Source organism: Blastococcus sp. SYSU DS0617 (genome assembly GCF_054051075.1).
Map to the genome: position 1 here is coordinate 169,935 of NZ_JBJHAO010000008.1, position 10,738 is coordinate 180,672.

10 protein-coding genes are annotated in these 10,738 nt (G+C 73.1%); all 10 read left to right on the forward strand.

Annotated features, from left to right (window positions below; translation table 11 throughout):
- Positions 1–60: 60 nt before the first annotated feature.
- The 10 genes from ACI793_RS11415 (at position 61) to dapB (ending at position 10,561) form a co-directional block, all read left to right on the forward strand.
- A complete protein-coding gene (locus ACI793_RS11415) occupies positions 61–1,287 on the forward strand; it encodes an MATE family efflux transporter (RefSeq protein WP_456606497.1) in 1,227 nt (408 codons plus the stop codon).
- Between the two features lie 79 nt (positions 1,288–1,366).
- On the forward strand, positions 1,367–2,284 hold the full coding sequence (gene truB, locus ACI793_RS11420) for a tRNA pseudouridine(55) synthase TruB (protein WP_456606487.1): 918 nt from the start codon (positions 1,367–1,369) through the stop codon (positions 2,282–2,284).
- A 72-nt stretch (positions 2,285–2,356) separates the two neighbouring features.
- Positions 2,357–2,695 (forward strand): antibiotic biosynthesis monooxygenase family protein, encoded by a 339-nt coding sequence (locus tag ACI793_RS11425; protein WP_456606488.1) that lies wholly within the window; start codon positions 2,357–2,359, stop codon positions 2,693–2,695.
- A 111-nt stretch (positions 2,696–2,806) separates the two neighbouring features.
- Entirely contained in the window at positions 2,807–3,946 is a 1,140-nt protein-coding gene (locus ACI793_RS11430; RefSeq protein ID WP_456606489.1) for a branched-chain amino acid aminotransferase, read from the forward strand.
- 28 nt (positions 3,947–3,974) lie between these two features.
- The gene (locus tag ACI793_RS11435) at positions 3,975–4,934 is read left to right on the forward strand and encodes a bifunctional riboflavin kinase/FAD synthetase (protein ID WP_456606490.1); all 960 of its coding nucleotides are present in this window, start codon (positions 3,975–3,977) and stop codon (positions 4,932–4,934) included.
- Between the two features lie 217 nt (positions 4,935–5,151).
- On the forward strand, positions 5,152–5,421 hold the full coding sequence (gene rpsO, locus ACI793_RS11440) for a 30S ribosomal protein S15 (RefSeq protein WP_091764905.1): 270 nt from the start codon (positions 5,152–5,154) through the stop codon (positions 5,419–5,421).
- Between the two features lie 305 nt (positions 5,422–5,726).
- Entirely contained in the window at positions 5,727–7,985 is a 2,259-nt protein-coding gene (locus ACI793_RS11445; protein ID WP_456606491.1) for a polyribonucleotide nucleotidyltransferase, read from the forward strand.
- Positions 7,986–7,996: 11 nt separating this feature from the next.
- Complete coding sequence (locus tag ACI793_RS11450; protein ID WP_456606492.1) at positions 7,997–9,343, forward strand: M16 family metallopeptidase; 1,347 nt, start codon at positions 7,997–7,999, stop codon at positions 9,341–9,343.
- A 56-nt stretch (positions 9,344–9,399) separates the two neighbouring features.
- Complete coding sequence (locus tag ACI793_RS11455) at positions 9,400–9,714, forward strand: VanZ family protein (protein WP_456606493.1); 315 nt, start codon at positions 9,400–9,402, stop codon at positions 9,712–9,714.
- A gap of 49 nt (positions 9,715–9,763) precedes the next feature.
- Positions 9,764–10,561, forward strand: a complete 798-nt coding sequence (dapB, locus tag ACI793_RS11460) for a 4-hydroxy-tetrahydrodipicolinate reductase (RefSeq protein WP_456606494.1) — start codon at positions 9,764–9,766, stop codon at positions 10,559–10,561.
- The last annotated feature ends 177 nt before the right edge of the window (positions 10,562–10,738 follow it).

Below are 10,738 nucleotides of genomic sequence, written 5' to 3' on the forward strand. Positions count from 1 at the left end.
TCCGTCCTGTCGCTGGCGCTCCCGGCGCTCGTCGTCCTCGCCGCCGAGCCGCTCTACCTGCTGGTCGACACGGCCGTCGTCGGCAACCTCGGCACCGTGGCGCTGGGCGGGCTGGCCGTGGGCGGCGGGCTGCTGGCCTGGTCGGCCGCGCTGCTGAACTTCCTGGCCTACGGCACCACGGCCCGGGCCGCCCGGCGCGCGGGCGCCGGTGACCGCCCGGGGGCGGTGGCCGAGGGGGTCCAGGCCACCTGGCTGGCCGCTGCCCTCGGTGTCGTCGTGCTGGTGTTCTTCCAGGTCACCGCCGGGCCCTTCACCCGGCTGCTGGCCGGCGGCGCCGGGCCGGTGGCCGAGGCGGGGGAGGAGTGGCTGCGGGTCGCCTCCTTCGGTCTGCCCCTGCTGCTCGTCTCGCTGGCGGGCAACGGCTGGCTGCGCGGCGTCCAGGAGCTGCGCCGGCCGGTCCGGTTCGTCCTCGCCGGCAGCCTGGTCAGCCTCGTGCTCTGCCCGCTCCTCGTGCACACGGCCGGCTGGGGGCTGGTGGGCTCCGCGGTCGCCAACGTGATCGGGCAGGCGATCACCGCGGGGCTGTTCCTGCGGGCCCTGTCCGCGGAGGGCGTGGCGTGGCGTCCCCGGCCGGCGGCCGTCTTCTCCCAGCTCGTCATCGGCCGCGACCTGCTGCTGCGCGCCGCGGTGCTGCAGGCGTCCTTCCTCGTGGCGGCGGGCGTCGCCGCGCGCGCCGGCACGGCGCAGCTCGGTGCCCACCAGATCGCCCTGCAGCTGTTCTTCTTCCTCGCCCTGGTCCTCGACGCCTACGCCATCGCCGCACAGACGCTCGTCGGCCACGCGCTCGGCGCCGGCCGCCCCGGGGAGGCGCGGGTCACCGCCCGCCGGGTGGCGCTGTGGGGGCTGGGCACCGGGACCGGCGTGGCGGTCGTGCTGCTCGCCCTGCGCGGCGTCGTCCCGCCGCTGTTCACCGACGACCCCGCCGTCGTCGACCAGGCGCTGCTGGTCTGGTGGTTCCTTGCCGCGATGCAGCCGCTGGCCGGCGTGGTGTTCGCCCTGGACGGCGTGCTCATGGGCGCCGGTGACGTCGGCTACCTGCGCACGCTCACCATCGGCTCGGCGGTCGTCGGCTTCCTGCCCCTGTCGCTGCTGTCCGGGCCGCTGGACTGGGGGCTGGCGGGGGTGTGGACGGGGTTGTGCCTGTTCATCGGGGTCCGGCTGGTCGGTGTCCTCGTGCGGGTGGCCGGTGACCGCTGGCTGACCGCACCTGCGACGGTTACGGCGTGAGTACCGCGAGAACGACGCCCGAGCGAGCATCGCAGGGAGCGCCAGCGACCGAGGAGCGGAACGAGGGCGGAGTCGAGCAGTGAGTCCGAGACGCCCTGACGCCGATGTCCCGCCCGGCCTGCTGCTGGTCGACAAGCCGGCCGGGATGACCTCGCACGACGTCGTCGCCCGTGCGCGGCGGGTGCTGTCGGTCCGCAAGGTTGGGCACGCCGGCACGCTGGATCCCATGGCCACCGGCCTGCTCGTCCTCGGCGTCGGGACGGCGACCCGGCTGCTCGGGTACGTCGGCGGTCACGACAAGACCTACGAGGCCACCGTCCGCCTGGGGCAGTCGACGGTCACCGACGACCGCGAGGGCGAGCTGCTCGGCGGCGCGTCGACCGCCGGGGTGGACGACGACGCCATCCGTGCCGCCCTGGCCGCCCAGACCGGCGCGCTGCAGCAGGTCCCCTCGTCGGTCAGCGCCGTGAAGGTGGCCGGGCGACGGTCCTACGACCGGGTGCGGGCCGGCGAGGAGGTGGTGCTGGAGCCGCGCTCGGTGGTGGTCCACCGGCTCGACGTCCACCGCATCGCGCGCCCGGAGCCGGACCTGGTCGACGTCGACGTCACCGTCGAGTGCACGGCCGGCACCTACATCCGCGCGATCGCGCGCGACGCGGGCGCAGTACTCGGCGTGGGCGGCCACCTCACCGCGCTGCGACGGACCGCCTCGGGGCCCTTCACCGCGGCGCAGGCCGCCCCCGTCGAGGACGCCGGAGCGGCGCTGGCCGCCGGCGGGGGCGCCGGCGTGCTCGCCCTGACCGACGCCGCGCGGCTGGTCTTCCCCGAGCGCACGCTGACCGCCGAGGAGGCCACCGCGGTCGGCTACGGCCAGCGCATCCCGGCGACCGGGGAGCCGGGGCTGCACGCGGCGGTCGACCCCGATGGCCGGCTCGTCGCGCTGCTCGAGGACGCGGGGACGACGGCCCGCGTGGCGGTGGGCTTCCCGCCGCGCTGAGGCGGGGCCGTTCCCGGGGTGGGACGGGTGCCTCCGGGATTGATCGCCGGGCCCGCCGGGAAGAGGAGGGCCATGAGCGTCGTGAAGATCAACGCGATCACCGTCCCCAAGGACAAGCAGGACCGCTTCGAGGAGCGCTTCCGCGGCCGGGCCGGAGCCGTCGAGTCCACCCCGGGCTTCGAGTGGTTCGAGCTCCTGCGGCCGATCGAGGGCACCGACCAGTACCTGGTCTACACCCGCTGGAGCAGCCACGAGGCCTACGAGGCCTGGCAGTCCAGCCAGGACTTCGACCGGGCGCACGACGGCGGCGGCGACACCCTGGCGTCCGCGGCGCCGCACTCGGCCCACGTCTGGACCTACGAGGTGCTCGAGTACGCCGGCCCCAGCGCCAACCAGGAGAACCAGGCCTGAGCGGGCCCGCGGCGGCGGTCGGCTCCCGGCCGCCGCCGGAGCCGGGGATAGTGTGAGCCGGGGTCCGGTCGTCGCCGGGTGCCCCTTCGCACGCACATGCAGGTGGGAGCCATGACCGACACGCTCAGCGACAGCCGTACCTCCGCGCGGATGTTCACCGAGGACGTGCCGGTCGTCGTGGAGGACATCCGTCGCCGCGACGTCGCCGAGCGCGAGGCCGTGCTGGCCGACCCCGGCTTCGGTCGCAACTTCACCGACTCCATGTTCGTGGCCCGCTACGAGGCCGGGCGCGGCTGGTACGACGCCCGGCTCACGCAGTACGGCCCGCTGCCGATGGAGCCCGGCACGGCCGCCCTGCACTACGCGCAGTCGATCTTCGAAGGGCTCAAGGCCTACGCCCAGCCCGACGGCAGCGTCGCGACGTTCCGCCCGGAGGCCAACGCCGCCCGCTTCGCGCGCAGCGCCGACCGACTGGCCATGCCCCAGGTGCCCGAGGAGTCCTTCCTCGCCGCCGTCGACGCGCTGGTCGACGCCGACCGCGCGTGGGTGCCCACCGGCCCGGACCAGACGCTGTACCTGCGGCCCTACATGCTCGCCAGCGAGTCCTTCCTGGGTGTCCGGCCCGCGAACGAGTACCTCTTCCTGGTCATCGCCAGCCCGGCCGGCGCCTACTTCCCGCGGGGTGTCCACCCCGTCTCCGTCTTCGTCTCCGAGGACTACGTCCGCGCGGCGCCCGGGGGCACCGGCGACGTCAAGTGCGCCGGCAACTACGCCGCCAGCCTGCGCCCGCAGCAGCAGGCCAGCGAGCTGGGGTGCGACCAGGTCGTCTACCTCGACGCCGTGGAGCGGCGGTACATCGAGGAGCTGGGCGGGATGAACCTCTTCTTCGTCCTCGGCTCCGGTGAGGACGCGGAGCTGGTCACCCCTGAGCTCTCCGGCACGCTGCTGCCCGGCATCACCCGCGACTCGCTGATGACCGTCGCCCGCGAACTCGGGCACCGGGTGACCGAGCGGAAGGTCACCCTGGACGAGTGGCGTAGCGGGGCACTCGACGGCTCCATCACCGAGTCCTTCGCCTGCGGGACGGCCGCCGTCATCACGCCGGTCGGCCAGGTCAAGGCCCGGACCGGCGACTTCACCGTCGGGGACGGCTCGTCCGGCCCGCTGACCATGCGGCTGCGCGAGGCGCTGCTCGACATCCAGCACGGGCGGGTGGCCGACACCCGCGGCTGGCTGCACCGCGTCGGCTGAGCACACCGGACCGGAGGACGTCGGAGACGTGCAGCGCTGGCGAGGCCTGGAGGCCACCCCGGGTGACCTCGGCCGCACCGTGGTCACCATCGGCATGTACGACGGCGTCCACCGCGGCCACCAGAAGCTGATCGGGGCCGCGGTCGCCCGGGCGCAGGCGATGCGCCGGCCCTGCCTGCTCCTGACCTTCGACCCGCACCCGGCCGAGGTCGTCCGGCCGGGCTCGCACCCGGCGATCCTCACCTCGCTGGACCGCAAGGCCGAGCTCGTGGCCTCGCTCGGCGTCGACGCCATGTGCGTGCTGCCGTTCACGGCCGAGTTCATGCGGCTGCCGCCGGAGACCTTCACCCACACGGTGCTGGTCGAGCACCTGCACGCGGCGCAGGTGGTCGTGGGGGAGAACTTCACCTACGGGCACAAGGCCGCCGGCACGGTCGCCACCCTCACGACGGAGGGACGCCGGTTCGGCTTCGCCGTCGAGGGCGTCCCCCTGGCGGAGGACACCTCCGACTCCGGGGACGTGACCATCTCCTCCACCTACATCCGGGCCTGCGTCGCAGCCGGCGACATGGTGTCCGCCGCCCGGGCGCTGGGGCGGCCGCACCGGGTCGACGGCGTCGTCGTCCGCGGGGACCGGCGCGGACGGGACCTCGGCTACCCGACGGCGAACGTGGAGAGCCAGCCGTACACGGCGATCCCGGCCGACGGCGTCTACGCCGGGCACCTGGTGACCCGGGACCCGCGCAGCGGGGCGAGCCGCGAGCGCCTCCCCGCGTCGATCTCCGTGGGCACCAACCCGACGTTCCAGGGGAGCCGGCGCACCGTCGAGGCCTACGTCCTGGACTACGACGGCGATCTCTACGGCGAGCACGTCGGTGTCGAGTTCACCTCGCGGCTGCGGCCGATGGAGGCGTTCCCCGACGTCGAGGCGCTCATGGCGGCGATGGCCAAGGACGTCTCGGACACCCGCCAGATCCTCGGGCTATGACACTGTCGTCCTCCGGAGGACACCGCGGCCACGAGCCGTCCCCCCTGCTGCGCTGAGCCGTGTCGTCGTCCCTGCGCGGACCCCTCCGGGGCCCACTCGGGCCGACACTGCAGGCGACGCTGGTAGCGTGGGAATCCGCCGGGGTGACCCGGCGTGTGTGAAGCCTGCCCTCGTGAGTCAGACCGGGGGCCACACGTGACCCGCCCCGGAGGCGACCATGGCGCTCGACAGCGCGCTCAAGAAGCAGATCATGACCGACTACGCGACGGTCGAGAACGACACCGGTTCGCCCGAGGTGCAGGTCGCGATGCTCAGCCGTCGGATCAGCGACCTGACCGAGCACCTCAGGATGCACAAGCACGACCACCACAGCCGTCGTGGTCTGCTCCTGCTGGTCGGTCGCCGTCGCCGGCTGCTGAACTACCTGGCCAAGACCGACATCAACCGCTACCGGTCGCTCATCGAGCGGCTCGGTCTGCGCCGCTAGGCACCACGAGGGGGCCGCTCCCGGAACACTCCGGGACGGTCCCCTTCCTCGTGCGGCACCCGCCGCGCGAGGAGAACCGGCCAGCCGCCGGACGCGTCCCTCGAGGACCGGTCCTCGGTAGTGGCCCCCGGGCACGCTCCTCCACCGCGAGGAATGGCCACCCCCCGTACGGGGAACCAGGTCCCGAGGGCTTCGATCGAGCACCGGTCGCCCCGGACGCAGGACGGCAACCAGTCCAGGACTGGCCGTCGGAGGAGTCGCAGGTCGGCACGAGGCCGATGCGACGAAAGAAGAGAGAAGGACACGTGTCCGCACCCACCATCACCGCAGAGTTCGACGCCGAGGACGGCGTCACCACCGCCACCGCGGTCATCGACAACGGCAGCTTCGGCAGCCGGTCGGTCACCTTCGAGACCGGCCGCCTCGCCAAGCAGGCCGCCGGCTCCGTCGTCGTCACCATGGGCGACACCATGCTGCTGTCGGCCACCACGGCCGGCCGCCAGCCCAAGGACCACTTCGACTTCTTCCCGCTCACCGTCGACGTCGAGGAGCGGATGTACGCCGCGGGTCGCATCCCCGGCTCGTTCTTCCGTCGCGAGGGCCGCCCGTCCGAGGACGCGATCCTCACCTGCCGCCTGATCGACCGCCCGCTGCGCCCGACCTTCGCCAAGGGCCTGCGCAACGAGGTCCAGGTCGTCATCACCGTCATGGCGCTGGACCCGGGCCACCTCTACGACGTCGTGGCGATCAACGCGGCCTCGGCGTCCACGCAGCTGTCCGGCCTGCCGTTCTCCGGCCCGATCGGCGCCACCCGCGTGGCGCTCATCAACGGCCAGTGGGTGGGCTTCCCGACTCACGCCGAGCTCGAGGACGCCGTTTTCGACATGGTCGTGGCCGGCCGAGTCCTCCCGGACGGCGACGTGGCGATCATGATGGTCGAGGCCGAGGCCACCGAGAAGACGATCGAGCTCGTCGCCGGTGGCGCCACCGCCCCGACCGAGGAGGTCGTGGCCCAGGGCCTCGAGGCGGCCAAGCCCTTCATCAAGGCGCTGTGCGACGCCCAGTCCGCGATGGCCGAGAAGGCCGCCAAGCCGGTCGCCGACTTCCCCCGCTTCCTGGACTACCAGGACGACGTCTACGCCGCCGTCGAGGCGCACGTCGGCGACAAGCTGGCCCAGGCCCAGCAGATCGCCGGCAAGGCCGAGCGCGAGGACGCCACCGACGCGCTCAAGGACGAGGCCAAGGCCGCGCTGGCCGGCCAGTTCGAGGGCCGCGAGAAGGAGATCTCCGGAGCCTTCCGCGCGCTGACCAAGAAGGTCGTCCGCCAGCGCATCCTGCGCGACAAGGTCCGCATCGACGGCCGTGGCCTCACCGACATCCGGCCGCTCTCGGCCGAGGTCGAGGTCATCCCGCGCGTGCACGGCTCGGCGCTGTTCGAGCGCGGCGAGACCCAGATCCTGGGCGTCACCACGCTCAACATGCTGCGCATGGAGCAGCAGCTGGACACGCTGTCGCCGGTGACCCGCAAGCGCTACATGCACAACTACAACTTCCCGCCGTACTCCACCGGTGAGACCGGCCGCGTGGGCTCGCCCAAGCGCCGCGAGATCGGCCACGGCGCGCTCGCCGAGCGGGCGCTCGTCCCCGTCCTGCCCGACCGCGAGGAGTTCCCCTACGCGATCCGTCAGGTCTCCGAGGCGCTGGGCTCCAACGGCTCGACGTCCATGGGGTCGGTCTGCGCCTCGACGCTGGCCCTGCTCAACGCCGGTGTGCCGCTGAAGGCGCCGGTCGCCGGCATCGCCATGGGCCTGGTCTCCGACGAGGTCGACGGCAAGACGGAGTACGTCGCGCTGACCGACATCCTCGGTGCCGAGGACGCCTTCGGTGACATGGACTTCAAGGTCGCCGGCACGCGCGACTTCGTGACCGCGCTGCAGCTGGACACGAAGCTCGACGGCATCCCCTCCGACGTTCTCGCCGGTGCGCTGACCCAGGCCCGCGCGGCCCGGCTGCACATCCTCGACGTGATGAACGAGGCCATCGACGCCCCGGACGAGATGAGCCCGTACGCGCCCCGCGTGACCACGGTGCGCATCCCGGTCGACAAGATCGGCGCGGTGATCGGCCCCAAGGGCCAGATGATCAACGCGATCCAGGACGAGACCGGCGCCGACATCACCATCGAGGACGACGGCACGATCTACGTCGGCGCCTCCGACGGCCCCTCGGCCCAGGCCGCGGTGGACCGGATCAACGCCATCGCCAACCCGACGCTGCCCAAGGTCGGCGAGCGCTTCCTCGGCACGGTCGTCAAGACCACGCCGTTCGGCGCCTTCGTCTCCCTGCTGCCCGGCCGCGACGGCCTGGTGCACATCAGCAAGCTGGGTGGCGGCAAGCGGATCAACAAGGTCGAGGACGTCGCCAACGTCGGCGACAAGATGCAGGTGGAGATCACCGACATCGACGCCCGCGGCAAGATCAGCCTGGTGCCGGTCGCCGAGGGCGACGCCGGCCAGGCCGCCCCGGCCGAGGCCGCCGAGGCTGCTGCACCTGCAGGTGAGTGATCACTTCTGACGTGATCGGGACCGGGGCGGGTGCGCAGGCACCCGCCCCGGTTCCCGTCGGGGTGACCCAGCTGCTCGACCTCGACGAGGTCGGCGGCCGGGTGGAGCGCACGACGCTGCCGGGAGGCCTGCGGGTCCTCACCGAGACGATGCCCGGCGTCCTCTCGGCGACGCTGGGCATCTGGGTGGACGTCGGCTCGCGGGACGAGACACCGGCCGTCGCCGGGTCGTCGCACTTCCTCGAGCACCTGCTGTTCAAGGGGACGACGTCGCGCAGCGCCCTGGAGATCGCGACGGCCATGGATGCCGTCGGCGGCGAGATGAACGCGTTCACCGCCAAGGAGCACACGTGCTTCTACGCGAACGTGCTCGCCAGCGACCTGCCGCTGGCGGTGACGCTGCTGGCCGACCTGGTCACCGACGCCACCAACACCGCGGCCGATCTCGAGTCCGAGCGCACGGTCGTGCTCGAGGAGATCGCCATGCGCGACGACGAGCCGTCGGACGCCGTCCACGACCTGTTCTCCGAGACGCTGTTCGGCGACACGCCCCTGGGGCGCTCGGTCCTGGGCACCGTGGAGTCGATCGAGGGCCTGACCCGCGCGGACGTCGACGGCTGGTACCGGCAGCGGTACGCCATGCCCTCGATGGTCGTGACGGCTGCCGGCCGGGTCGACCACCAGCAGGTCCTCGACCTGGTCGCGGCCGCGTTCGGCAACCGTCTCCCGGCCGTCGGGGAACCGGCTCCCCTCCGGACCGGCGAGCCCGGAGCCGACCGTCCCGCGCGGTCGACCGGCTTGATCTCGCGACGCACCGAGCAGACGCACCTGCTGATGGGGACGCCCGGCCTCGGACGGCTGGACGAACGCCGCTACGCCGCCGCCGTCCTCGACGCGGCCGTCGGCGGCGGGATGAGCTCCCGGCTGTTCCAGGAGATCCGCGAGAAGCGGGGCCTGGTGTACAGCGTCGGCTCGGCCCTCACGCACTACGCCGGGGCCGGGGCGTTCTCCGTCTACGCCGGGTGCTCGAAGAAGCGGGTGCCGGAGGTGCTGCGGCTCGTCCGCGAGTGCCTCGACGACGCCGCCGCCCAGGGCCTCACCTCCGAGGAGGTGGCCCGGGCCCGCGGTCAGCTCAGGGGCGGCATGGTCCTCGGCCTCGAGGACACCGGCTCCCGGATGAGCCGGCTCGGCAAGAGCGAGCTGTCCTACGGGGAGTACCTGCCGGTGCGGGAGGTCCTGGCCCGGCTGGACGCCGTCGACGAGCAGCAGGTGCGCGAGGTGGCCACGGAGCTGTTCGGTCGGCCGACCTGCCTGGCCGTCGTGGGCCCCTACCGCGAGTCGGACCTCGACCGGCTCTGATGGCGCCCCACCCCGTACGGGCGGTCCACGGCGCCCTCGCCCGGGGAGGGTTCGCCGTGGTGGTCCTGGTGTCCCTGGCCGTGCTCTTCGTCCCGGCGTCCGACGTGCCGTCGGCCCCGGCGGGGGTGGACAAGGTCGTGCACCTGGCCCTGTTCGCCGCGCTGGCGTCCAGCGGCCGCTGGGCCGGCATCGGCTCACGGGTGCTGGCACCGCTGCTGCTCGTCTACGCGGCGGTCAGCGAGGTGGTGCAGGGCGTCCCGGCGCTGAACCGCAGCACGTCGCTGGCCGACTGGGTCGCCGACGCGATCGGCGTGCTGCTGGGGCTGGCGCTGTGGGGCCTGGCCGCACGACGGACCGCGACGCCGCGCTGAACGGCGGGGCTGTCTTGCGGTTCGGCGGTCCTGCGGGAAACCTGGCCGCGTGACCACCGCACCGGACCAGCAGCCCGAACCGACTCCTCCGGGTGACGCCCCGGTGCTCAACGTGGGGGTCCTCGGGGCACGGGGCCGGATGGGCACCGAGGTGGTCAAGGCGGTGAACGACGCCGAGGACCTCGAGCTCGTGGCGATGGTCGACGAGGGCGACTGGCTGTTCGGCCTGGCCGACGCCGGCACCCAGGTGGTCGTCGACTTCACCCGCCCGGACGTCGTCATGGACAACATCCGGTTCTGCATCGACAACAACATCCACTGCGTGGTGGGGACGACGGGCTTCGACGAGGACCGGCTGGCGACGATCGCCGAGTGGCTGGCCCCCAAGCCCGAGGTCGGCGTGATCATCGCGCCGAACTTCGGCATCGGTGCGCTGCTGCTGATGAAGTTCGCCCAGGACGCGGCCCGGTTCTTCCCCTCCGTGGAGGTGGTCGAGCTGCACCACCCGAACAAGGTCGACGCCCCCTCGGGGACGGCCGTGCGGACCGCCCGGCTGATCGCGCAGGCCCGGCGTGACGCGGGGATGCCTCCGGCCCCGGACGCCACCACCGAAGCACTGCCCGGCGCTCGCGGTGCCGACGTCGACGGCGTGCCCGTGCACGCGGTGCGCCTGACCGGACTGGTCGCGCACCAGGAGGTGCTCATGGGCGCGGAGGGGGAGACTCTGACGCTCCGCCACGACTCGTACGACCGGGCGTCGTTCATGCCGGGCGTGCTGCTCGCGGTGCGCAAGATCGGCCGGCGGCCCGGCCTGACCGTGGGCATCGAGGGACTGCTGGGCCTCTGACCCGGGTGTGACCGGGACCGCTGGACGGGGGGTTGCGAGGCACCCCCGGATGTCGTGTATGTTTCTCCATGCGCCGCGCGGCCCTGAGGGGCCGCCGGACCGGGACCCGCCGCTGGCGGGGGCAACGGAAACCGGCGTAGTGTTGGACATCCAGCCGCAGACGGAGCCCGGAAGGGC